Annotated in this window: 23 protein-coding genes and 1 pseudogene; 12 read left to right on the top strand and 12 right to left on the bottom strand. The window is 63.7% G+C overall.

What is annotated here, in order from left to right; genetic code table 11:
* Nucleotides 1–16 precede the first annotated feature (16 nt).
* A complete protein-coding gene (glcF, locus tag IVB01_RS34260) occupies nucleotides 17–1,339 on the bottom strand; it encodes a glycolate oxidase subunit GlcF (protein ID WP_247277615.1) in 1,323 nt (440 codons plus the stop codon).
* Nucleotides 1,336–2,574 (bottom strand): FAD-binding protein, encoded by a 1,239-nt coding sequence (locus tag IVB01_RS34265; RefSeq protein ID WP_247277616.1) that lies wholly within the window; start codon nucleotides 2,572–2,574, stop codon nucleotides 1,336–1,338. The genes glcF and IVB01_RS34265 overlap by 4 nt, the downstream gene beginning before the upstream one ends.
* A gap of 332 nt (nucleotides 2,575–2,906) precedes the next feature.
* Between IVB01_RS34265 and IVB01_RS34270 the strand changes: the two genes are divergently transcribed.
* The 3 genes from IVB01_RS34270 (at nucleotide 2,907) to IVB01_RS34280 (ending at nucleotide 5,136) form a co-directional block, all read left to right on the top strand.
* On the top strand, nucleotides 2,907–3,812 hold the full coding sequence (locus IVB01_RS34270; protein WP_256464547.1) for a ferritin-like domain-containing protein: 906 nt from the start codon (nucleotides 2,907–2,909) through the stop codon (nucleotides 3,810–3,812).
* Between the two features lie 309 nt (nucleotides 3,813–4,121).
* A complete protein-coding gene (locus IVB01_RS34275; protein ID WP_247277617.1) occupies nucleotides 4,122–4,436 on the top strand; it encodes a hypothetical protein in 315 nt (104 codons plus the stop codon).
* 361 nt (nucleotides 4,437–4,797) lie between these two features.
* Entirely contained in the window at nucleotides 4,798–5,136 is a 339-nt protein-coding gene (locus IVB01_RS34280) for an antibiotic biosynthesis monooxygenase family protein (RefSeq protein ID WP_247277618.1), read from the top strand.
* Nucleotides 5,137–5,347: 211 nt separating this feature from the next.
* On the opposite strand, the gene IVB01_RS34285 is transcribed toward IVB01_RS34280, so the two are convergent.
* Entirely contained in the window at nucleotides 5,348–6,841 is a 1,494-nt protein-coding gene (locus IVB01_RS34285; RefSeq protein WP_247277619.1) for an FAD-linked oxidase C-terminal domain-containing protein, read from the bottom strand.
* A 276-nt stretch (nucleotides 6,842–7,117) separates the two neighbouring features.
* Here IVB01_RS34285 and cycA point away from each other — a divergent pair, with 276 nt between their 5' ends.
* Nucleotides 7,118–7,513: a cytochrome c-550 CycA gene (gene cycA, locus IVB01_RS34290; RefSeq protein ID WP_247277620.1), complete on the top strand. Its 396-nt coding sequence runs from the start codon at nucleotides 7,118–7,120 to the stop codon at nucleotides 7,511–7,513.
* An 18-nt stretch (nucleotides 7,514–7,531) separates the two neighbouring features.
* Here the strand turns inward: cycA and IVB01_RS34295 are convergent, their stop codons facing one another.
* Nucleotides 7,532–8,488 carry an alpha/beta hydrolase gene (locus tag IVB01_RS34295; protein ID WP_247277621.1) on the bottom strand — a complete coding sequence of 319 codons (957 nt, stop codon included), beginning with the start codon at nucleotides 8,486–8,488 and terminating at the stop codon, nucleotides 7,532–7,534.
* Between the two features lie 328 nt (nucleotides 8,489–8,816).
* Between IVB01_RS34295 and IVB01_RS34300 the strand changes: the two genes are divergently transcribed.
* Entirely contained in the window at nucleotides 8,817–8,999 is a 183-nt protein-coding gene (locus tag IVB01_RS34300) for a hypothetical protein (RefSeq protein ID WP_247277622.1), read from the top strand.
* A gap of 7 nt (nucleotides 9,000–9,006) precedes the next feature.
* On the opposite strand, the gene IVB01_RS34305 is transcribed toward IVB01_RS34300, so the two are convergent.
* From IVB01_RS34305 to ykgO, 3 genes are all read right to left on the bottom strand, one after another.
* Nucleotides 9,007–9,267 (bottom strand): hypothetical protein, encoded by a 261-nt coding sequence (locus IVB01_RS34305; RefSeq protein WP_247277623.1) that lies wholly within the window; start codon nucleotides 9,265–9,267, stop codon nucleotides 9,007–9,009.
* A gap of 107 nt (nucleotides 9,268–9,374) precedes the next feature.
* Nucleotides 9,375–10,016 carry a tetratricopeptide repeat protein gene (locus tag IVB01_RS34310; RefSeq protein ID WP_247277624.1) on the bottom strand — a complete coding sequence of 214 codons (642 nt, stop codon included), beginning with the start codon at nucleotides 10,014–10,016 and terminating at the stop codon, nucleotides 9,375–9,377.
* A 105-nt stretch (nucleotides 10,017–10,121) separates the two neighbouring features.
* Nucleotides 10,122–10,247, bottom strand: a complete 126-nt coding sequence (ykgO, locus tag IVB01_RS34315) for a type B 50S ribosomal protein L36 (protein WP_006611362.1) — start codon at nucleotides 10,245–10,247, stop codon at nucleotides 10,122–10,124.
* 304 nt (nucleotides 10,248–10,551) lie between these two features.
* Between ykgO and IVB01_RS34320 the strand changes: the two genes are divergently transcribed.
* The 3 genes from IVB01_RS34320 to IVB01_RS34330 all read left to right on the top strand — a co-directional run bounded on the left by IVB01_RS34320 (nucleotide 10,552) and on the right by IVB01_RS34330 (nucleotide 13,067).
* Nucleotides 10,552–11,436 (top strand): amidohydrolase family protein, encoded by an 885-nt coding sequence (locus IVB01_RS34320; protein ID WP_247277625.1) that lies wholly within the window; start codon nucleotides 10,552–10,554, stop codon nucleotides 11,434–11,436.
* Nucleotides 11,437–11,812: 376 nt separating this feature from the next.
* Complete coding sequence (locus tag IVB01_RS34325; RefSeq protein WP_247277626.1) at nucleotides 11,813–12,544, top strand: haloacid dehalogenase type II; 732 nt, start codon at nucleotides 11,813–11,815, stop codon at nucleotides 12,542–12,544.
* Nucleotides 12,545–12,596: 52 nt separating this feature from the next.
* Entirely contained in the window at nucleotides 12,597–13,067 is a 471-nt protein-coding gene (locus tag IVB01_RS34330) for a YbaK/EbsC family protein (RefSeq protein ID WP_247277627.1), read from the top strand.
* A gap of 74 nt (nucleotides 13,068–13,141) precedes the next feature.
* On the opposite strand, the gene IVB01_RS34335 is transcribed toward IVB01_RS34330, so the two are convergent.
* Together IVB01_RS34335 and IVB01_RS34340 are read right to left on the bottom strand one after the other, a co-directional pair.
* Entirely contained in the window at nucleotides 13,142–13,486 is a 345-nt protein-coding gene (locus IVB01_RS34335; protein ID WP_247277628.1) for a hypothetical protein, read from the bottom strand.
* A 95-nt stretch (nucleotides 13,487–13,581) separates the two neighbouring features.
* Nucleotides 13,582–14,568, bottom strand: coding sequence for a tripartite tricarboxylate transporter substrate binding protein (locus tag IVB01_RS34340; RefSeq protein WP_247277629.1), 987 nt, complete (start codon nucleotides 14,566–14,568; stop codon nucleotides 13,582–13,584).
* 147 nt (nucleotides 14,569–14,715) lie between these two features.
* Between IVB01_RS34340 and IVB01_RS34345 the strand changes: the two genes are divergently transcribed.
* Nucleotides 14,716–14,979: a hypothetical protein gene (locus IVB01_RS34345; protein WP_247277630.1), complete on the top strand. Its 264-nt coding sequence runs from the start codon at nucleotides 14,716–14,718 to the stop codon at nucleotides 14,977–14,979.
* A gap of 119 nt (nucleotides 14,980–15,098) precedes the next feature.
* Here IVB01_RS34345 and IVB01_RS34350 read toward each other — a convergent pair whose 3' ends face one another.
* On the bottom strand, nucleotides 15,099–16,034 hold the full coding sequence (locus tag IVB01_RS34350; protein WP_247277631.1) for a LysR family transcriptional regulator: 936 nt from the start codon (nucleotides 16,032–16,034) through the stop codon (nucleotides 15,099–15,101).
* 117 nt (nucleotides 16,035–16,151) lie between these two features.
* On the opposite strand from IVB01_RS34350, the gene IVB01_RS34355 reads away from it, so the two are divergent.
* The 3 genes and pseudogenes from IVB01_RS34355 (at nucleotide 16,152) to wrbA (ending at nucleotide 18,393) form a co-directional block, all read left to right on the top strand.
* The gene (locus IVB01_RS34355) at nucleotides 16,152–16,904 is read left to right on the top strand and encodes an SDR family oxidoreductase (RefSeq protein ID WP_247277632.1); all 753 of its coding nucleotides are present in this window, start codon (nucleotides 16,152–16,154) and stop codon (nucleotides 16,902–16,904) included.
* A 37-nt stretch (nucleotides 16,905–16,941) separates the two neighbouring features.
* A pseudogene (locus IVB01_RS34360) lies at nucleotides 16,942–17,639 on the top strand (pirin family protein).
* Between the two features lie 154 nt (nucleotides 17,640–17,793).
* Nucleotides 17,794–18,393, top strand: a complete 600-nt coding sequence (gene wrbA / locus IVB01_RS34365) for an NAD(P)H:quinone oxidoreductase (RefSeq protein WP_247277633.1) — start codon at nucleotides 17,794–17,796, stop codon at nucleotides 18,391–18,393.
* Nucleotides 18,394–18,445: 52 nt separating this feature from the next.
* Here the strand turns inward: wrbA and IVB01_RS34370 are convergent, their stop codons facing one another.
* On the bottom strand, nucleotides 18,446–19,579 hold the full coding sequence (locus tag IVB01_RS34370) for a GNAT family N-acetyltransferase (RefSeq protein ID WP_247277634.1): 1,134 nt from the start codon (nucleotides 19,577–19,579) through the stop codon (nucleotides 18,446–18,448).
* A gap of 118 nt (nucleotides 19,580–19,697) precedes the next feature.
* Complete coding sequence (locus IVB01_RS34375; RefSeq protein WP_247277635.1) at nucleotides 19,698–21,050, bottom strand: O-antigen ligase; 1,353 nt, start codon at nucleotides 21,048–21,050, stop codon at nucleotides 19,698–19,700.
* Nucleotides 21,051–21,358: the final 308 nt, after the last annotated feature.

Below are 21,358 nucleotides of genomic sequence, written 5' to 3' on the forward strand. Positions count from 1 at the left end.
CTCAGCCTTTGAAAGCTCAAACTTGCGCGTTCAATGCCGGCCGCGACCCGCCCGTAGCCCAATCGAGAAGCTCAATCGTGTGTACGACCGGAACTGACGTGCCACTGGCAATCTGCACCATGCAACCGATATTGCCCGCGGCAATCATGTCCGGCTTGACGCTCGCGATGTTGGCGACCTTGCGATCGCGCAACCGGCCCGCAAGCTCGGGCTGGAGAATGTTGTAGGTCCCCGCCGAACCGCAACACAAATGGCTCTCCGGCACATCTTTCACCACGAATCCATTCTTGGAAAGCAATTCTTTCGGAAGGCCCGTGATTTTCTGCCCATGCTGCAACGAACACGCAGAGTGATAGGCGACGACGATTTCATCGTGCGGCGCTGTGGTCGCGAGTTCGAGGCCGGCGACGTATTCGGTGATGTCCTTGGCGATCGCGGAGACCTTGGCCGCGTCGGCGGCGAACGCAGCGTCCTCGCGCAGCAGATAGCCGTAATCCTTGATCACGGTGCCGCAGCCGGAGGCCGTCACCAGGATGGCGTCGAGCCCCTCGCCGGCCGCTTCCTTCCGCCACGCCGCCACATTGGCGCGGGCTCGCGTCAAGGCGTCATGGTCGTCGCCGAGATGATGGGTCAGCGCGCCACAGCACTGCTCGTCCCGGACCAGGACAACCTCGATGCCGTGGCGGGTGAGAAGGCTGATGGCAGCCTGGTTGATGCGCGGCGCCAGCACCTGCTGGGCGCAGCCTTGCAGCAGAGCGACCCGGCCGCGCTTCTTGCCGAGCGCGGCGAACACGCTGCCGGCGCGGGGCCCCGGCGATGGCAGCCGGTTCGGCGCCAGCGCCAGCATCGCCTTGATGCGCTGGATCAACCCGGGCGTGGCCGAGGGCCGAGGCGTCGGCAGGAAGACGGCAAGCGGGCGGGCCAGCCGCGCCAGCACCATGCTCGCGCGAAAGCGCCGCGGGTCCGGCAGGACGAAGGCCAGCACCTGGCGCAACAACCGCTCAGTCAGCGGCCGCTGATAGCGCTGCTCGATCCGGACCCGGGCCTGGTCGACGAGATGCATGTAGTTCACCCCTGAGGGGCAGGTCGTCATGCAGGCGAGGCACGACAGGCAGCGGTCGACATGCTTGACCACCTCGGCGGTCGGCGCCTGGTCCTTTTCCAGCATCTCCTTGATCAGATAGATGCGGCCGCGCGGGCTATCGAGCTCGTCGCCGAGCAGCACATAGGTCGGGCAGGTTGCTGTGCAGAAGCCGCAATGGACGCAGGCGCGAAGGATCTTGTCGGCCTCCGCGATGTCGGGGTCGGCGAGCTGCGCCAGTGAGAATTCGGTCTTCATGTCGCAGCGCTCCGCGTCAACCGCCCCCGGTTGAGAATGGTCTTCGGATCGAAGCTGGCGCGCACCCGCTCGCTCAGCGCGGCAATGCCAGGCGCTTGCGGATGGAAGACATCGACATCACGCCTGACGCCCTCGGTCGCCCGGATCAGCGTGGCATGTCCTCCGAACGCGTTGGTGCGCTGGCGCACGGCCGGGGCATGCGCGTCCGGCTTCGGCGGCAACGCCGCCCAGATCAGCCCGCCGCCCCAATCGTAGATCACGTCGCCGCCGGTCTCACGGGCCAATTGGGTGCCGAGCGCTGCCCCTGATGCCGGCGGACAGACGATCCGCCAGACCGGCCAGGCGCCAAGCGCACCGCTTGCCGCGAACGGCAGGACGTCGCGGATCGTGGCCCACAGCGCCGCGGACGCCACGTCCTCGATCAGCGTCGCAGTTCCGAACGGCGCCAGCAATTCGCGCAAGGAGCCTGCGCGGTGCGCGGCAGAGGCCGTGATGCCCTCGAGCCGCAGCACGGTCAGCGCCTCGTCCTGGCCCCCGATGTCGCCAAGTCCTTCCGACTTGGCCCGAAAGGCCGATTTCGGCAGATGCGCGGCACCGGAAACGTCGAAGGGCGAGCCGAGTGCCGCCGTCATGGCCTTGTTGGCCCCGGGGTCGTCGAGCCCGTGCAGCACCAACGTCCGCTCGGCCTCGGGCTTGGGCATCACTTTGAGCGTGACCTCCGTCATCACCGACAGCGTGCCCCAGGATCCGGCGAGAAGCTTGCAGAGGTCGTAGCCTGTGACGTTCTTCACCACCTTGCCGCCGGTCTTGAAGCTGTCGCCGAAACCGGAGACGGCGTGCGCCCCGAGCAGGTGATCGCGCGCCCCGCCCGCCCTGATCCGCCGCGGACCAGCGAGCCCGGCGGCGATCATGCCGCCGATGGTTCCGAGCGCCGGCGTGCCGAGCAACGGCGCCGTGTCCATCGGCTCGAAGGCGAATTGCTGGTTCTTGGCATCGATCAGCGACAGCACGTCGGCCAGCGGCGCACCGGCCTGGAGCGTGACGATCAGCTCGTTGGGCTCGTAGGAGGTGACGGCATTGAGCGCCGAGACGTCGAGCACGGCATTGGTCGCCATCGCGTGGCCGATGCCGCGCTTGGAGCCATGACCGATGATCTCGAGCGGCTGCTCGTTGGCGATCGCCGCGCGCACCACTTCTTCGACGTCTTTGGCGTCTCTGACCTTCAGCGTATCCACGGGAAGAGGCCGTAACGAAATTCGCGCCGGAAATCAAATCTGGCAAGCCTTGAGCATCGCCCAGCCCGGCAATCTCTGGTGCAACGCGAAAGAGCGGCGGCCACGCGCTCCCCCTGCTGGGCAGACGTCAGCGCACGCCATACGACTGTCGTCAGGGGCGATTGCGGACGATTAGGGTTGCCTGCTCTCTGAGTGAGGACTCCAATAGGAACGGACGCAAGCACTCGCATTTGACATGCATTCGGCGCGCCGGCGCGAAGCGAGCGAAATGGGCGGGGCGATCTACGGCTCTTGTCAGGCGCGTCACAATCACCACGAAGAGGAGGCTTGCCATGAACGTGGAGCGAGTTCGTATCTCCCGACGGCAATCCGTTGCCGGTTTGTCGGTCCTTGGCCTGAGTGGGCTGTTGATCCCCACAGCCCATGCGCAGCACAAAGCACAACAGAAGCACCAGGAAACCACTGGGGTGGGAATACATGCCGCCGAAGTGAAGGATGAGGACATCTTTCAGTTCGCGCTGAACCTGGAATACATGGAGGCTGAGTTTTATCTGCGTGCCACGACCGGCAAGGGGATCGACGATTCTGACGCTGGACCCGACGCCGCGAGGGTCGCTGGCGGACACGAAGCCAAGTTCGACAGGAAGGAAATCCGCGAGTTTGTCGAGGAGCTGGCTGAAAACGAGCTTGCCCACGTGCGCTTCTATCGCAAGACGCTGGGCAGGATGGCGGTATCGCGCCCGGCCATCGATTTCGATGCGGGCTTCAAGGCAGCCGCCCAGGCCGCTGGTCTGCCCGCCGACTTCGATCCGTTTGCCGATGACATGAGTGTCTTGCTGGGCGGCATGCTGTTTGAGGATGTCGGCGTGACGGCATATGCCGGGGCAGCGCCGTTGCTCAAGAGCAAGGAGTTCGTCGAGGCTGCGGCGGGCATTCTGGCCGTCGAGGCGTACCACATGGGCATGGCGCGCTCGCAGCTCTATTTGATGGGTGAAAAGGCCTGGAATGCGGCCAACGCCATCTCCGACGCCCGGGACCAGGTCGACGGTGGTCAGGACAAGGACCAGGGCATCCGGATGAACGGCAAAGCCAATGTCGTTCCGTCAACGCCCGATGCCATTGCCTTCCGCCGCACGCCGCAGGAGGTGCTGCATATCGTCTATCTGACCGAGAAGCAGGGTGTCAGCAAAGGCGGGTTCTATCCGAACGGAATGAACGGCGTGCTCAAATCCACCTGAGTTCTCGGCCGAATGGGAGCCGGATCGGCCGTCGTGCCGGCGGCCGAAACGCGCCTGCGCACGATCATTGGGTAGGTCGCTCTTGATGCTGTCGTAATCTTGTTTGGGTGGCTCGCCCCACCCGGACGAGATCATCGTCGGTACGTCGAGCAAGCAAGAACCGTAGCGACGCAATCTCTCGGCGCCCACAGCTCGACTCCGCGTTCTGCATCAACCGTCGCGATCATCGGCACTGCTTTCGGCGAATCGGCGCGAGGCGCACATCGGGCGTTTGCTGACCTGCGATAATAGATTGATGAACAGGCGTTCATGGAACTGCGCAGTTTCCAACTCGTTGATCAAAGTTATTCGTTGAGAGGAGGAATGAAGATGAAGAGGATGATAATTGCACTTTCTGCCATCGCCCTCATCGGCACTGCGCCGGCTGTCTTTGCCCAAGGCGTATCAAGCAAGACGCCGGGCCACGAGATGCAAACCAAGGGCTCCAAGGCAGGCCATCCGGGAGCATCCGGCTACGCTCCGGGACATAAGAAGCAGGCCATGGGTTCTAAGAAAGGTCATCCCGGCGCTTCTGGCTACGCTCCTGGCCAAACCACGGGCGCGAACACGAAACGTAGCTACTGACGGCCATCTCGCAATTGCCAATAGGCCAATGACAGGAGCCGCCGCGGTCTCAACCCGGCGGCTCTTTGTGTGAGCGATCCCAAGGCGACGACGAGGGTTGCGAACGTGGGCGGCCACCCCGGAGCGTGGCACCTTCCCTCGTCCTGAGCAGCTTGCGCAGCAAGCGTCTCGAAGGACGAGATCCGCGCTGCAACCGCCGGGCCTTCATAGGCGAGACGACAGCTTCGCGGTCTCCCATGAGGATGTGGAGTGTACCTCGGGCCTCAGCTCCTGCGACATCCGCACTTCGATCATGATCGAACCATCTTCACCCGAGACTTGGCTACTGGTCGCATGGTCTTCGTCAAAACGGAGCTCCATCATGGACGAACAGGCAATGAACCAACAGGCCATCCATCAGGCCGTCGGCGGCGGCGGTTTGCTGGTTGTGGCGCAATGGGAAGCGAAGGCTGAAGAAGCCGATCGGGTTGCCGAGATCCTGCGCAGCTTCCTGCCACAGGCTCAAAGCGAACCCGGCGTAAAACTATTCCTGATCAGCCGCGCCAAGGACAATCCGGCCCAGTTCCTGTTCTACGAGCTATTCCGCGACGAGGCCGCATTCAAGGCGCATCAGGACAGCGCACATTTTAAGACCCATATCGCCGGTCAAGCCCTACCTCTGCTGACCAGGCGCGAACGCACGCAATATGCGCTGATGTAGACCCGCGGCAGCATCAGGAAAGCCGAATGGTGTAGCCTCGCTGCGCCGTTCGGCGCCGCGTCACGCCCCGTCATGCGTCCCCTGCCAATCGCCGCCACTCGCGCGATCGAGCTGAAACGTGACCGATCTTCGGGTGTGAATTGCGGCGAGGACTTCTCCCGATAGCGTCGACATAGACAGCCCAGGATGAGGAATATCCGACATTGCGAGCCTAGAACCGCGGGATATCCGGAAACGCCAGCTTGCCTGCGTGGACATGCATGCGACCGAGCTCGGCGCAGCGATGCAGGGTCGGAAACATCTTTCCGGGATTGAGCAGGCCCTGGGCGTCGAAGGCGCATTTGAGGCGCTGCTGCTGGTTGAGGTCGATCTCGCTGAACATGTCGGGCATCAGATCGCGCTTCTCGATGCCGACGCCGTGCTCGCCGGTGAGCACGCCGCCGAATTCGACGCAGGCGCGCAGGATGTCCGCACCGAACGCCTCCGCACGCTCGATCTCGCCAGGCTTATTGGCGTCGTAGAGGATCAGCGGATGCAGATTGCCATCGCCGGCATGGAACACATTGGCGCAGCCGAGCTGGTATTTTTCCGAGAGTTCGCGGATGCGCGCCAGCGCCTTCGGCAGCGCACCGCGCGGGATGGTGCCGTCCATGCAGAGATAATCGGGCGAGATGCGCCCGACCGCGGGGAACGCGGCTTTCCGGCCCGCCCAGAACAGATTGCGCTCGGCCTCGGAATTGGAGATCTGGCAGGTGGTGGAGCCGCAGCCATTCGCGATCGCCTCGACGCGCGTGATCAGCTCGTCGACCTCGATCTTGGGACCGTCGAGTTCGATGATGAGCAGCGCCTCGACGTCGAGCGGATAGCCGGCGTGGACGAAGGCTTCGGCCGCGTGGATCGCGGGCTTGTCCATCATCTCCATGCCCCCAGGGATGATGCCGGCGCCGATGATGCGTGCCACGCATTCGCCGGCGGCTTCGACTTCTGCGAAGCCGACCATCAGCGCGCGCGCGGTCTCCGGCTTTTGCAGGATGCGCACGGTGATCTCGGTGATGACCCCGAGCAGGCCCTCGGAACCGGTGATGACTCCCATCAAGTCGTAGCCGGGGTTCTCCGCCGACTTGCCGCCGATGCGCAGGATCTCGCCGCTCATCAGCACGATCTCGCAACCGAGCACGTTGTTGGTGGTCATGCCGTATTTCAGGCAATGCACGCCGCCGGAATTTTCCGCGACGTTGCCGCCGATCGAGCAGGCGATCTGCGAGGACGGGTCGGGCGCGTAATAGAATCCGGCATGCGCGACCGCCTGACTGATGGCGAGATTGGTGACGCCGGGCTCGGTCACGACGACGCGGTTCTCGAAATCGATCTCGCGGATGCGCTTGAACTTGCCGAGCCCGAGCAGCACGCCATCCTCGAGCGGCAGGGCGCCGCCGGATAGCGAGGTACCGGACCCCCGCGGCACGACCTTGATGCCCTGCCCTGCACAATACTTCAGGACCAGCGAGACCTGCTCGGTGGTGTCGGGCAGCACCACGACCATCGGCGGCTGCCGATAGGCCGTCAATCCGTCGGATTCATAGGCTCGCATCTCGGCGGCGCTGTCGATCACACCCTCGCCAGGCACGATTGCGCGCAGCGCGGCAACGATGTCCGCGCGGCGCGCGAGCACGGCCTGGTCGCTCGCAGGCATCATGATAGCCATATCAAATCCTTCATGGCATTTCCTTTCCGGCCCAGGCCGCCTGATCAATTTGTTGCGGCAAATCAACCACGTCCGCGGATGTTTGGGTAGGCCATCCGAAAGTCGGACAACGATCTTTCCGCGACTTCGCTCTGGGACAAGTAGGAAATCGTGAAACCTGTCATGGTCTGGCGGCTTGTCCAAGCCGGGCAGGCCTGCCAAAACCGGCACGTCCGACCATTGCCGCTCAGGCAAGAGACTGACTAGACCCACCAGGGAAGAGACGAAGAGCACCCGATGACAAAACTGACCTTTGGCGCACTGACGACCCTCACCGTGATTGCCACCGCACCCGCCGCGATGGCGCAGGATGTCGCGGCCGGCAAGACGTCGTTCAACAAATGCCTGGCCTGCCACGCGATCGGCGAAGGCGCCAAGAACAAGGTCGGCCCCGAGCTCAACGGCCTCAACGGCCGCAAGTCGGGCACCGCTCCCGATTATAACTACACGGATGCGAACAAGAATTCCGGCATCACCTGGGACGAGGCGACGTTCAAGGAATACATCAAGGATCCCAAGGCCAAGATCCCCGGCACCAAGATGGCCTTCGCCGGCATCAAGAACGAGACCGAGATCAACAATCTCTGGGCCTTCATTTCCCAATTCGACAAGGACGGGAAGATCAAGCAGTAAACGCGGAAAAGGCGGCCGCTAATCGGCGGCCGCCTGCGCCGGCACGATCTTGCCGATCATCGCCTCGATCTCCGCCTTCACGAGATCCGGCACGGCGTTCTGCACCATGTGGCCGAGATCGGGCAGCACGATCAACTTCGCATTCGGCACGGTGGCAGCGAGCGGGCGCGCGTGGATGCCGGTCGAGACGGTCTTGTCGGGCTCGCCGGCGATGATCGTGACCGGCGCCGATATCTCGCCGTAACGCGCGACTTGCCCGGCCACTGCTTCCTTCAGCGTCACCAGGTCAAAGGCATTGGCGATGAACTCGCGCGGACGCAGCAGCAGCGGCGTCGCGGAATCCTTGACGAAGCCGTCCGGCATGACTTGGGGCAGGAAGACGTTGCGCGCACCGGATTCGGTGAGGACGTAGCCGAGCGGCAGCGTGATCGTGTAGGCGAGCAGCGGACCGACCACGGGCGTTGCGATGATCTCGTTGTAGCGGCCGACGCCGCCGCGCCAGGGATGAGTGACGGGCGCGAGCATCACGAGGCCGGCAACGCGGTGGGGGTGATCGAGCGCGATCCGCGCGCCGAGGGCGCCGCTCCAGGAATGCACCACGAACACCGCGCGATCGATCCCGAGCCTATGAAGCGCTTCATCGATCATCCGCGCCTGGATCTGCGGCGTCGAATCCTGCCGCCGCAGGCGCGTGCTCCAGCCGTGGCCGGGGCGATCGATCAGAATGACGCGATGATCCCTGGCGAGGAGATCGCCGAGCGGCCGTCGCATCGCTTCGAGATTGGAGCTCGCGCCGTGCAGCATCACGATCGGCAGGCCAGCGTCGCGCGGGCCGAGATCGAGGACGTGAAGCACAGCGCCGTCGACCTCGATCATCCGGCCCTGCGCCGGAAAGGCGCGCTGCACGACGACGATTCCAGCCTGCGTGACGAGCGCCAGCAGAACCAGCGCCGTCACGATTGACATCACGATCATCGAGAGAATCCGGGCGATCCTGGGCACAGGGCAGTTACGAGTCTTGGCACACGGCAGTTTCGCTCAGCCGGCATCAAGGCTTCCACCGGAAATGGTGGGCTGTGGATATGTGCACAATTGGGGAGCGTAAAAACTCAATGGAATCAACAATATTCCTTGGCGACACGGACGCCTCGGCCCAGCTTCATGCAGTCGTCATCGCGGAATCCATATAATCGCCATGGTCGGTTCGGCCATCTAGGCGCGGGTGGGCGCCGATCCTCCTCGCAACCTCGGGGATGCGGGAAAGACCGGCAGGATGTTTCCTGGTTGAACCGGAGGATTTTCGATGAGCTTCAGATCGAATGACACTGCGATCGATGAGATCGTCGCGAGCTGTAACGGCGACCTGCGCGGTGCCGTGCGGGCGCTGCTCCTGATCAACGAGCATCTCGAAGCGGAGCTTGCAAAGGCTTACGCTGCAGCCGCCGATCGCGGCCTCTCCGAGCGCGGCGGCAGCGTCCTGCATTGAGTGCAGGCTAGTTCGACCCGTCCTCGTCCTTTTCCTCGTCCGGCGTGAGCGCGGGACAGGCGCGGATCGTTGAACGCGCAACCTTGGCGTCGGCCTTGGATTTGTAGGGGCCGTCACCGAACCAGATATCGCCGATGATCACGGGATTGCTGGTCACGATGTTGCATTTGCCGGTGGCGCGGTTGCCGACCACCCAGAACAATCCGTCGGCGAGGCTCGCCGTGCCCGACGCGAGCAGCAAGCTACCCGCAAAGATCAAACGCTTCATGGCTTTGCTCCTGCCCTGCAGGTAGGCCCGCGGCGGCCCCGGCAATAGCCCTCACGATGCGACGCCTGCGATCGTGGTTAATCCGCGCCGGCCGCGATCGCTAGAAGCTAGATGTCGCGGCCTTCGACCTTCTCGGTCAGGGCCTTGACCTGGTCGGGAATCTTCTCGAGGTGCGGATTGACGGCGAGTGCCTTGCGGTAGGCGTCCAGCGCGCGCTTCTCGTCACCAACCTCCTGCATAATCATGCCGAGCCCGGCGAGCGCACCGAAATGGCGCGGTTCGCGGATCAGCACTTGCTGGATGTCGGCGAGCGAGCGGCCGTAATCGTTCTGCATGTAATAGAGCGTGGCGCGCCGGTTCCACGCCTCGATGTAGTCGGGCCTGAGCTTGATGACCGAATCCAGCAGCTTGATCGCGACCTCGATCTTCTGCGCGTCGACCGCGGTCTTGGCGCGCGACATCAACAGTGCCGCGGTGTCGCTCGGGGTCTGGAGCCAGATCGCCCAGATCCGCGCCTCGACATGCTTGGCGCTGGCCTCATCGGGCGCCGCCTTCAGCGCGCCGAACAGGAAATCGAGATTCTTGGTGCGGTCGACCTTGGGCAGCTTGGCCGGCGCTTCCGGCAGCTTCTTCTGCTTGCCGGGCGGGGGCGGCGGCTCAATCTGCTGTGCTCGCGCCGGGGCGAAGCCGGCGGTTCCCAGGACAAGGGCCAGACACAGCGTAAGCGCGAAAGGGAATCTCACTGCCATGGTGAAAGTCTAAACGCGTAAAGCCGCCCTTGCAAAGCAAAGGCGGCGTCAAACTCGTGTGAGACCGGGTCTTGCGGGACGCGCGCGGCGTCCGGCAGGGCGAGATCAGCCCTGGCGCGCCTTGAAGCGGCGCTGCACCTTGTTGATCACATAGACCCGGCCCTTGCGGCGGACCAGGCGGTTGGCGCGATGGCGACCGCGCAGCGATTTCAGCGAGTTACGGACCTTCATGGCAGAATCCTGAACGTTCGAAAGGCCGTGTTCGGCACTACCGTTTCGGCACGCGCGAATGTGGCAAAATGAGATTTTTCCCGCTGGCAGACCGACCGCCCGGGACGGGGCGGTTCTTAAGGCATGGCGGGCGGTGATGTCAATGTTAACGGCCCCGTTCCGAACCAGCAAATTCGTGAAAACAACCCCATGCACAGTAGAAACGGCCGGATCGGCTCGATCTGCCAATCGATAACCTGCGGCTTTGCCTTGCAAAATTCGTTATATCATATAATCAATTCGGCAACCCGCCGGGAGGAAAACCATGCCGAAGCTGAAGCTGCCCAACATCGACGATGTCGTCGCCATCGACATCCACACCCATGCCGAGGAGCCCTGCGGCTGCCATGCTGACGACGGCTATGACGATTTCCAGGCGCAGATGGCGGAGTATTTCAAGTCGCCAAACAAGCATCCGCCGACAGTGCCGGAGACCGCGGCGTACTACCGCGCCAAGAACATCGCCGCCGTGATCTTCCCAGTCGACGCCGAGCGCGAGACGGGCTTCCGCCGTTACAACAATTACGAGATGCTGGAGGTCGCCTCCGACCACCTCGACGTCCTCATCCCCTTCGTCTCCATCGACCCGCACAAGGGCAAGCTGGGCGTCCGCGAGGCGCGCAAGCTGATCGAGGAATACGGCGTACGCGGCTTCAAATTCCACCCGACCATGCAGGGCTTCTACGCCAATGACCGCATGGCCTATCCACTCTATGAAGAGATCAACAATGGCGGCGCCATCGCGCTGTTCCACACCGGCCAGACCGGCGTCGGCTCCGGCATGCCCGGCGGCATGGGCATGCGGCTGAAATACTCCAACCCGATGTACATGGACGATGTCGCGGCCGATTTCCCCGACCTCAAGATCATTCTCGCCCACCCCTCCTTCCCCTGGCAGGAGGAGGCACTGTCGGTCGCAACCCACAAGCCGAACGTCTACATCGACCTTTCGGGCTGGTCGCCGAAATATTTCCCGCCGATCCTGGTGCGCTACATCAACTCGATTCTCCAGGACAAGATGCTGTTCGGCTCGGACTGGCCGGTGATCACGCCGGATCGCTGGCTGTCGGATTTTGCCAAGATCGACATCCGCGACGAGATCCGGCCCAAGGTGCTCAAGGCCAACGCGCGCAAGCTGCTGGGAATCTAGACGCGCTCATGGATCGGTGGAGTCTGGCTGATTTTCGTGGGCGCAACGGATACTGCGCCAACGGAAGCTGCCTCCGGTCACATCGTCCGCGCCAAATCACGGTGTAACTCCCGGTTCTCTAGTGGCTTCGGCGCGCAGCTTCTCAACTGCACGCAGGAACTCCCCTTCGGTGGTATCAGCCTGATCGACTTCGGAACGCATTCACGCCAGATGCGCTTCGCTTCGTTGAAATATTGCAGCGTTCGCCTCGCAACCCGATCGAATTCCTCGCACACTCTTGGCCGCGCAACAGCGCCCGATCCGAATTTCCTGCTTGGATCGATATCACGGTGCCCGCTATAGTCCTGCGGCTGCATCGAGCCCGGAGGACGGTCAATTGCCCCTCAAAGCCGTCGTCTTCGACGCCTACGGAACGCTCTACGATATCCAGTCGGTCGCTGAGATCACCGAGGATGCATTTCCAGGCTATGGCGGGATCATCACGCAGATCTGGCGCATCAAGCAGCTCGAATATACCTGGTTGCGCTCGCTGATGCGGCGCTACCAGGATTTTTCGGCGGTCACGCGCGACTCCCTGGCCTATACGTTGCGCGTGCTCGGGCTCGCTTATGACAGCGAGGCGTTCGAGCGCGTGATCGAGAAATATCTGCATCTTGAGCTCTATCCGGATGCGATCGATGCGCTCACCGCGCTGAAGCCGCGCAAGCTCGCGGTCCTCTCCAATGGCAGCCCGCACATGCTGAACGCGTTGGTGCGGAATACCGGCCTCGATCGCCTGCTCGATGCCACCATCAGCGTCGACGCCAAGAATATCTTCAAGCCGAGCCCGGAGGCCTATGGCCTCATCGGCGAGGTGCTGGGCACCAAGCCGAACGAGGTTCTGTTCGTCTCCTCCAATCCCTGGGACGCCGCCGGCGCGAAATCATTCGGATTGAAGGTTGCCTGGATCGAGCGGGTGGCACCCGAAGCCATGGCGCTGGCTTGCGTCGAGACCGAACTCATGGCACCGCTGACGATGTTCAAGGCGATCCGCACCCAGATGGACGAGCTCGGCTTCGCGCCGGATCATCGTGTCCGCGCGCTCTCCGAGCTGCCAAGCATCGCTTAGGGATCGCTAGCTGCCATGAGTTCGAGTGAACTGCTGGAATGAGCTGTTTGGAATGAGCCTGCAATCCGTTCGCGATTTCTTCGCCGAGAAAGCCCCCGACATTACCGTCATCGAATCCCCGATCAGCTCCGCCACGGTGACGCTGGCGGCCGAAGCCTATGGCGTCGAGCCGGGGCGCATCGCCAAGACGCTCTCGTTGCGCGTCGGCGAGCGCGTGATCCTGATCGTCGCTGCCGGCACATCGCGCATGGACAACAAGAAGGTGAAGGCGCAGTTCGGGGGCAAGCCGAAAATGCTGGGACCGGAGGAGGTCGCCGAGATCACCGGCCACGAGGTCGGCGGCGTGTGCCCGTTCGGCCTGAAGGCACCGCTGCCGATCTATTGCGACGTCTCGCTGAAAGCGTTCGACGTCGTGGTGCCAGCCGCGGGCTCGACCCACAGTGCCGTGCGCATCACCCCTGACCGGATGGCCGAGTTGGTCGCGGCCGAATGGGTCGACGTCTGCGAAATCAGGCGCGACTAGAGCCTTATCGGTTCTGATCGAATCAGAACCGAACCTCTCCGCGCGACCGGGTATCCACGTCGCGCGAAAGCACTTTAATCGTCATCGTAGGGTCGGGGCTGAGCCCCGGGCGGAGCCGCATTATAGCGCGGCGGCGGCGGCGCGGCGCGGTTGCGCGGGACCGGCTGCTGCGGCTGGGCCTGATTGTTCGACTGGAACACCGCACGGCACCCGCTGGAGAGTTGCGGCGTGTTCTGCTGCAAGCAGGCCACGATGCGGTTCACGTCGGGAATCTGATCGCTGCACAGACGCCACACATCAGGCGTGCAGGCCATCTGCTGTTCCATCGTGCCGCGGTATTCTTGCGCAGATGCCGCGCTCTGCGCGACGATGCCGCTGATCGCGAGCGCCACACCCAGCGCAATCCGCTCTGTTCGCATGTCCCGATCCTTCCCGAATCCGTCAAAACCTCCTCAATCAATGAGGCGGGGGAAGGTTCTGGACCAACAACAAAATGTGAAAGCGCGTCTGGAACCTACTCGACCTTGCCGATCTTCTTCACCGCCGCGATCAGCCGCGCGCTGTCGGCCGCGACGAATTGCGCGAAGGCCGGGGCATCCTGATAGGCCACGAGGCTGCCCGAGGCCTCGAACGATTTGAGCACGTCCGGACTCGTCATCACCTGCGCCATCGCCTCGCGCAGACGGGTCGCGATCGCGGCCGGCAGCGCGCTCTGCGCGAACAGGCCGGCCCAGATGTACATCTCGACATCCCTGTAGCCGAGTTCCTGAAAGGTCGGCACGTCGGGGAAGCTCGCGATGCGCTGCGCGCCGCAATTGCCGAGCACGCGCAGCTTGCCGCCGTCGACCTGCGGCTTCAGCGTGCCGGGTGCCGCGGCGATCGCCTGCACGGTACCACTGAGGATGGCGGTCAGTGCGGGACCTGCGCCGCGGAACGGCACATGCAGCAGCTTGATGCCGGCGCTGCTTGCGAACATCTCCATCGCCACGTGCAGCGTGCCGTAGGGCCCGGACGAGCCATAGGTGATCTGGCCCGGTCGCCTCTTCGCGTCCTCGACGAAATCCTGCGCCGTCTTCCACGGTGCCGAGGCTGGCACCGCGAGCAGCGTGGGATCGGCGAGCACGCGCGCGATCGGCATGAACTGCGAGACTTCGTACGCAACAGGACGCTCGAACAGGCGGTCGGCTTCGGGGAGCACCGCGAGCGAGGACAGTGTCATCAGCAGCGTGTAGCCGTCGGGCTCGGCGCGCGCGGCCGCGGCATTGCCCACCGATCCGCCGCCACCGCCGGCGCGGTTGTCGACGATCACGGGCTTGCCGAGAATCCGCTCCAGCGCCTGGGCCACCGGACGCGCCGCCAGATCGGCCTGTCCGCCAGCGGGAAACGGCACGATCATGGTGATGTTGCGGGCTGGATAGGTTTGAGCAAAGGCATTGTCAGGTAACCCAGCGCGCAACAACGGCAGTGCAGCAGCGGCGCGCAGGACGTCGCGTCGGTCCATGGCAGGTCCCTCCCCTCATTTTCTTTGTTCGCTCGCCAGCCTAACGTCGCGATCGGCAAGAACAAGATGTTTACGAAGCATTAGCCATGTTCGACTGGGTCCGGAACGCATGCCTGAGGCCTCCGTTTTCACTCCAAGGAGTGTGCCATGGGAAAACTCGCGACCATCGACGTCGCCTTGGACGAGATGCTGGTGAATCTCGCCGCGATCGTGTTGCGACTTTCAACGCCCGAAATGACGCGAACGCCGGAAGCGCGACGCGCACTGGCGCAATCTGTCCATCAATATGCGGTTTGCGCGAGACGCTCGAGCGACCCGCGTGTTCACGAATTGAAGTCCCAGCTGGAAGGGACACTGAAGCCGAGCTTGCGGATTGTCGCGATCGACGGCGTGAAGTTGCCTTCGTTTTAACCCGTCATTGCGAAGAGCTCTTGCAACGAAGCTATCCAGAGTTTCTCCGCGGGTTTACTCTGGATTGCTTCGCTGCGCTCGCAATGACGAGGTCGTTAGATCTGTCAGTCTGCGTGGGTCTACGACGTCTTTGCCTTCCCGCGTGTCCGCCGCTTACAGGTGCCCGGCAGCTTCGCGGCCAGGAAATCGCCAAGGGCCTCGACACGTGCGGGACGCGGGCCACCGGGCGGCGTCACCAGGTGCACGGCGCCTTCGGCCTGCTTCCAGTCCTTGAGGATCACTTCGACCTGACCTGAGGAGATCGCCTCGCCGACGATGAACTCGGGCAACTCGGCGATACCGAGGCCCGCGATCAGCGCCGGCATCACCGCTTCACCATTGTTGACGCGGAGCTGGCCGCCCGGGCGCACGCTGGCCTGCTCACCGGCCGAATTGGTGTAGTGCCAGGCATTCGGCGTCGAGAGATAGGCGTAGCTGAAGCATTTGTGCTCGGCCAGATGCATCGGATGCGTCGGACGGCCATATTGCTTGAGGTAAGACGGCGCCGCCACGGTATAGCGCGGCATGGTGAAGAGCTGCCGTGCGATCAGCGAGGAATCCGGCAGCCGCGCGATCCGTACCGCCATGTCAAAGCCTTCCCCGATCAGGTCGACGGTCGCATCGCTCAAATGCAGGTCGACCGAGACTTCCGGATAGGCCTGAAAGAATTCCGGCAGCAGCGGCGCCACGGCCTTGATGCCGAATGTCATGGGCACAGCGAGCCGGACCAGGCCGCGCGGCGCCACCGATTGCGCCAGCGCTTCGTTCTCCGCGGCTTCGCCATCGGCCAGCAGGCGCGTCGCGCGTTCGGCGAGCTTGTGGCCGGCATCGGTCAACGCGAGCCGGCGGGAGGTACGGTTGAACAGCCGGGCGCCGAGCCGCTCCTCCAGCCGGGTGACCGCCTTGGAGACCGTCGCCTTCGACATCGCGAGCTCGCTTGCGGCCCCCGCAAACGACCGCAATTCCACGACTTTTGCGAAAACCGCGAGCGCCTCGAAGTCGGGGAGTTTTGCCATGTGAAGTCCGTCGTTAGTTTATTTAATGAAACAATGAGTTTCAACAGTTTCTATTTCTATACCACAGGCGGAGGCTTATCCAAGCGTCAATCGCAATTCCAGCAATGGAGACATCCAATGACCAAGAAGCTCTCAGGCAAGGTTGCTCTCGTCACCGGCGGCTCGCGCGGCATCGGCGCGGCGTCGGCCCGCGCGCTCGCAGATGAAGGCGCGGACGTCGCCATCAGCTACGTCGCCTCGCCCGAAAAGGCGGAGGCCGTCGTTGCCGATTTGAAAGCCAAGGGCGTCAAGGCACGCGCCTTCAAGGCCGATCAGGCTTCGGCCAGTGACGTGACGCAGCTGGTCAAAGACGTGGCCAAGGAGTTCGGCCATCTCGACATCCTCGTCAACAATGCCGGCGTCGCCGCGGGCGGAGCGATCGACGATGCCAATGCCGACACCGAAGCGTTCGCCCGCCAGGATCTGATCAACGTGCATGGCGTGATCGCGGCTATCCGCGCCGCCTCGCAATTGATGAATGAGGGCGGCCGCATCATTACCGTCGGCTCGATGCTGGCCGACCGCGCCTCGTTCCCCGGACTCGCCGACTACGTCGCCACCAAGGCGGCCGTGGTCGGCTACACCAAGGGTGCGGCGCGCGATCTCGGCCCACGCGGCATCACCGTGAACGTGGTGCAGCCGGGCTCGATCGACACCGACATGAATCCGAAGGACGGCGGCGAGTTCGCCGAGACCCAGCGCAAGCAGCACGCGCTCCAGCGCTTCGGCCGCCCCGAGGAAGTTGCAGCCGGCGTCGTCTTCCTCGCAAGCCCCGAAGCCTCCTTCGTCACCGGAACGGTGCTCAATGTCGACGGCGGATTCGGCGCCTGATTCAGGCGCCGTCCGTTCAAGTCAAGGAATTACGCAAATGATCGAACTCAGACCTTTCGCAAAGCTCGGCGGCGCCGATCACGGCTGGCTCAAGGCCAAGCATCATTTCTCCTTCGCCAGCCACTACGACCCGAACAACATGGCTCACGGCGCCCTGCGGGTGTGGAACGACGACGAGATCGCGCCGAACACCGGCTTTCCCGCTCACCCCCACGCCAACATGGAAATCATCACCTATGTGCGCGAGGGCGCGATCACCCATCAGGACAGCCTCGGCAACGAGGGACGCACCGAGGCCGGCGACGTGCAGGTGATGAGCGCCGGCAGCGGCATCCGCCACTCCGAGTACAATCTCGAGCCGACCAGAACGCGGATCTTCCAGATCTGGATCGAGCCGACCGCACGCGGCGGTCAGCCGACCTGGGGCTCGAAACCATTCCCCAAGGCGGACCGTTCCGGCAAGCTCGTCACCATCGCGAGCGGCTTCGAGGACGACACCGACGCGCTGCCGATCCGCGCCGATGCGCGGGTGCTCGCCACCACGCTGAGGCCGGCGAGAGCGCAGAATACACGCCGCAGAAGTCACGGCACCTCTACCTGGTGCCGGCTGCGGGCGCGGTCGAGGTCAATGGCGTTCGCGTCGAAGCCCGCGATGGCGCCGCAATCCGCGACGAGGACAGGCTGAAGATCACCGCTCTGGAAGATACGGAGCTCGTGCTCGTCGATGCGGCGTAGGCGCCCCCACCACACAGCAACTCGTCATGCCCGGCCTTGAGCCGGGCATCCATCGCCTTCGTAAAGAGCTTTTTGAAAAGCGATGGGCTGCCGGGTCAAGCCCGGCAACGACGGCGAACAAGCAACTCACCTCGTCATCCAACGGAGACCACCCATGACCAAAGTTCTCGTCCTCTATTATTCCGCCTATGGTCACATCGAGGCGATGGCGAATGCCGTTGCCGAAGGCGCGCGCGAGGCCGGCGCCACCGTCGACATCAAGCGCGTGCCGGAGCTGGTGCCGGCGGAGGTCGCGAAAGCCTCGCACTACAAGCTCGATCAGGCCGCCCCCCTCGCCAAGATCGAAGATCTCGCCAATTACGACGCGATCATCGTCGGTACCGGCACCCGGTTCGGCCGGATGGCCTCGCAGATGGCCAACTTCCTCGACCAGGCCGGCGGGCTGTGGGCCAAGGGCGCGCTCCACGGCAAGGTCGGCGGCGCGTTCACGTCGAGCGCGACCCAGCATGGCGGCCAGGAAACGACCCTGTTCTCGATCATCACCAACCTGCTGCATTTCGGCATGATCGTCGTCGGCATGAACTACGGCTTCGCCGGACAGATGAAGCTGGACGAGGTCACGGGTGGCGCGCCCTACGGCGCCACCACCATCACCGGCGGCGATGGCAGCCGCCAGCCCAGCGCCAACGAGCTCGCCGGCGCACGCTATCAGGGCCGCCAGATCGCGGAGACCGCCAGGAAACTACATGGCTGAGCTGCACGGCTGACGCGATCGCGGGCGGCATTTCTCGTTCGGGAATGCCGCTTCAGCGCGTCCCCTTGCCCATCGCCCGCGCCGCAAGCGCGGCGAGCCTCGGGTGACGGCGCAGCCCCTGCGCGGCGTGGTCGCGCCATGCATAGGGCAGGCCCCGCCAGGACAGTGCGACGCTGACATCGGTCAGCGGGACCCTCTGAGCGCCGAAGCGGCGCTTATAGTCCTGATTGCCGATGCTGAGATCGAAGCAGCGCACGCCCCCTGCATGCAGTGCGGCCATGGTGCGCTCGGCGACGAGCAGCCCGGGCGAGCAGCTCGACCATGAATCACCGGCGTGGCTGATGCGCAGCAGGTAGTAAGTCGCATCCTGCCTGACGCCGAGCGAGGTGGCGACGACGCCCTCGTCGCAGACCAGCGCCGAGACGACGGCATAGCCTTCCACGACGCCCTGGCGGGCGACCTCGCGGTAAAATCGCGCATGGGTCTCGTCGTTGAGGATAAATGGCGAGCCGAGCTTTCGCATGCGCGCCTGCTGCTGAACATCCATGACATCCAGCAGTTCATGCGCGCGAGCGATATCCGCAGCGATCTCGAACCGCGCGCCGGCATGACGGCTGAAGACGCGCCAGCAGCGCGGCATCTGCATGCGCTTGATCGAGGCCTGGTAAGCCTCATAGTCGTCGCCCATCAGCACCAGATTGCCGTTGAGCGAGGAGGATCCGATCCGGCCGAGCGAGACCAGCGGGTTCGGCTTGCCGCCGATTTGGGCCGGCATCTTCCTCAGGCGCAGCAGATCGAAGCCATCGGGCAAGGCGCGTAGTGCATCGATCAACGCCTTGCTGATGGCATCTGGCGCATCCGCGTCAAGCGACAGGATCGGCGCATTGTTATCGGAGACGCCGAGATCGGCAAATTCGACCACGCGGATGCCGCGCCTGGTATGGCTGATCATCGGCACAAGAGCGATGTCCTTGCCGGTCGCGGCATCGGAGATCACGGCGATCAGCGGTGTGAGGTCGTGGAACGCCTCGTACCAGGCGCCGAGCCAGTAACCGTGCTGGAACGCGGTGCGATGGCTTGCATTCAGGCGCAATGCGGCCCGCCGCCAGTCGCGTATGAAATCGACCGCGATTCCCGACGTGCTCGACACCCGGCCTTCTGATTGCTCGACGCTGAGGAACGTCATCCGCGGGACATAGGATTACTGAAGTTTCCGGATAGATTATGTTTTGCCGCGGAGGACAAGTAACGTCGCCTCTTATCGTTAAGCGATGCCACTTAAAGCCGCCCCGCTGCGACAGGTGTCAGTGCTCAGGTTCCACCTGCCCTGCGCACTGGAACCGGGCCAGGAAGTGCAGGCCGGCCACTGCGACAGCGAAGATGAACCAGATCGGACTCTGTCGGTCGAGCAGGAAGGTCTCGGTGGCTCCGTAATAAAGGCCGAACAGCCATACCGTCAGGAACAGCTTTGCCAGCGCGCGACTGCGGTTATGCGCCTGGGCCGACTGAAAATTGCCGAGCGGTGCGAGCACGAAGACGAGGATCACCAGCAGCAGCCCCGACAGGCCGATGGTGACGGCGAGGTCGAGATAGCTGTTGTGGCTGTGCGCCGCGCTCGTCGCCCATTCCGCGCCTTGCGTGGTCTGCCGCTCGGTCAAATCATCCCAGAAGGCTGCATAGCCGTGGCCGATGATCGGCTTCTCGGCGACGGCTGCGAGCGCGAATTCCCAGATGGCGGAGCGCCCGGTGAAAGTGGGGTCGAGCGGAAGCAGCCGCGTCATGGCGCCGAGCGACGGACTCAAGACGCTGCCCACCGTCAGCAGGTTCATCGCGATCAGCGGCACGAAACAGATGATCCGCTTCAGCCAGAGGCTGCGCGTGACGTAGACCAGCGACGCCAGCGCGTAGATCGCAAGGCACAGCACCGAGGACGTCTTGCCGCCGGTGAAGATCAGGAAGATGCCGGCAAGCACCGCGATCGCCGGCCCCATCACGAACGCGCCGGCACTGCAAAGGTAGATGCCGACATAGACCAGGATGGTCATCACCGGCGAGGCGACGTTCTTGTGGCCGAAACTGCCGCGCCAGTCACCGGCAAGCTGCGGCTCGGTGATGTCGAACGCGGTGTGAATCGAATATTGCGGCGCGAGGAAGACGCCGAGATAGCAGAGCACGAGCAGCGCGAGCGCGGCACCGCCGAGGCACAGGTTGAAGCTGCGCTGCGTCGGCGGCAACAGCGGCAGGAGCACGGCGAGCGACGTCACGCTCGCCGCGAGCACGAAGCGCTGAAACGAAACGCCGCGGCTCTCGGAGAAGGCGATGTTGATCAAGAGCCAACCGACGAGACAGAGATGCAACGGGGTCACCAGGGACTTCAGCGCTGGCGCATCGGTCACGGCGGCGAACAGCACGGCGACCACGGCCAAGAGGCCGAAGGCGATGTAGGTCAGCGCCATTCGCCCGCTGACGACAGTAGCGAAATTCTCACTCCGCAGGTCCGGAAACGGATCGAGCGTCACCAGGATCAACAGCAAGGCCGCGACGGCGACGAGACAGCGCGCTGCCCGCACCGCGTTCAGCCCTGCGAGCCCGCCGCGCAGGACGTGGCCCAACGATCGGGCCTCGACGTCAGTCATGTCAGCGGCGCTGCGATCCAAGCTGCGATCCATAGCTCAAGGCAGGTGAGGCCGGGAAGCTTCAGGTTCTAGCTCACCGCCGTTAACCATCCGTCAACCAGCATGTCGAAGACGACAGGCATATTCTGTGCGGCAGCGCTGCCGCACTCTAGATTTGCCGCAGGCTCAATGTCACCGGCTTAACGTTATTCCACGAATCCGGCGCCGCGCAGGCGCTCGCGGCAGCGACTTGCCCATAATGCGGGTATCATCCGCAGCAGCCGAGATTTCGATTGCTGGCATTGCCGGCTCGGCAGACGCGCCCTGGTTAACGGATCATTAAAGACGAG

The organism is Bradyrhizobium sp. 164, assembly GCF_023073715.1.
In the GTDB taxonomy this organism is placed as follows: domain Bacteria; phylum Pseudomonadota; class Alphaproteobacteria; order Rhizobiales; family Xanthobacteraceae; genus Bradyrhizobium.

What these genes read in the sequence shown, in the direction of transcription:
- glcF (WP_247277615.1), bottom strand. Translation starts at nt 1,339, where the DNA reads ATGAAGACCGAATTCTCACTGGCGCAGCTCGCCGACCCCGACATCGCG.
- IVB01_RS34270 (WP_256464547.1), top strand. Translation starts at nt 2,907, where the DNA reads ATGAACGTGGAGCGAGTTCGTATCTCCCGACGGCAATCCGTTGCCGGT.
- IVB01_RS34275 (WP_247277617.1), top strand. Translation starts at nt 4,122, where the DNA reads ATGGAACTGCGCAGTTTCCAACTCGTTGATCAAAGTTATTCGTTGAGA.
- IVB01_RS34280 (WP_247277618.1), top strand. Translation starts at nt 4,798, where the DNA reads ATGGACGAACAGGCAATGAACCAACAGGCCATCCATCAGGCCGTCGGC.
- IVB01_RS34285 (WP_247277619.1), bottom strand. Translation starts at nt 6,841, where the DNA reads ATGGCTATCATGATGCCTGCGAGCGACCAGGCCGTGCTCGCGCGCCGC.
- cycA (WP_247277620.1), top strand. Translation starts at nt 7,118, where the DNA reads ATGACAAAACTGACCTTTGGCGCACTGACGACCCTCACCGTGATTGCC.
- IVB01_RS34295 (WP_247277621.1), bottom strand. Translation starts at nt 8,488, where the DNA reads ATGATCGTGATGTCAATCGTGACGGCGCTGGTTCTGCTGGCGCTCGTC.
- IVB01_RS34300 (WP_247277622.1), top strand. Translation starts at nt 8,817, where the DNA reads ATGAGCTTCAGATCGAATGACACTGCGATCGATGAGATCGTCGCGAGC.
- IVB01_RS34305 (WP_247277623.1), bottom strand. Translation starts at nt 9,267, where the DNA reads ATGAAGCGTTTGATCTTTGCGGGTAGCTTGCTGCTCGCGTCGGGCACG.
- IVB01_RS34310 (WP_247277624.1), bottom strand. Translation starts at nt 10,016, where the DNA reads ATGGCAGTGAGATTCCCTTTCGCGCTTACGCTGTGTCTGGCCCTTGTC.
- ykgO (WP_006611362.1), bottom strand. Translation starts at nt 10,247, where the DNA reads ATGAAGGTCCGTAACTCGCTGAAATCGCTGCGCGGTCGCCATCGCGCC.
- IVB01_RS34320 (WP_247277625.1), top strand. Translation starts at nt 10,552, where the DNA reads ATGCCGAAGCTGAAGCTGCCCAACATCGACGATGTCGTCGCCATCGAC.
- IVB01_RS34330 (WP_247277627.1), top strand. Translation starts at nt 12,597, where the DNA reads ATGAGCCTGCAATCCGTTCGCGATTTCTTCGCCGAGAAAGCCCCCGAC.
- IVB01_RS34335 (WP_247277628.1), bottom strand. Translation starts at nt 13,486, where the DNA reads ATGCGAACAGAGCGGATTGCGCTGGGTGTGGCGCTCGCGATCAGCGGC.
- IVB01_RS34340 (WP_247277629.1), bottom strand. Translation starts at nt 14,568, where the DNA reads ATGGACCGACGCGACGTCCTGCGCGCCGCTGCTGCACTGCCGTTGTTG.
- IVB01_RS34345 (WP_247277630.1), top strand. Translation starts at nt 14,716, where the DNA reads ATGGGAAAACTCGCGACCATCGACGTCGCCTTGGACGAGATGCTGGTG.
- IVB01_RS34350 (WP_247277631.1), bottom strand. Translation starts at nt 16,034, where the DNA reads ATGGCAAAACTCCCCGACTTCGAGGCGCTCGCGGTTTTCGCAAAAGTC.
- IVB01_RS34355 (WP_247277632.1), top strand. Translation starts at nt 16,152, where the DNA reads ATGACCAAGAAGCTCTCAGGCAAGGTTGCTCTCGTCACCGGCGGCTCG.
- wrbA (WP_247277633.1), top strand. Translation starts at nt 17,794, where the DNA reads ATGACCAAAGTTCTCGTCCTCTATTATTCCGCCTATGGTCACATCGAG.
- IVB01_RS34370 (WP_247277634.1), bottom strand. Translation starts at nt 19,579, where the DNA reads ATGACGTTCCTCAGCGTCGAGCAATCAGAAGGCCGGGTGTCGAGCACG.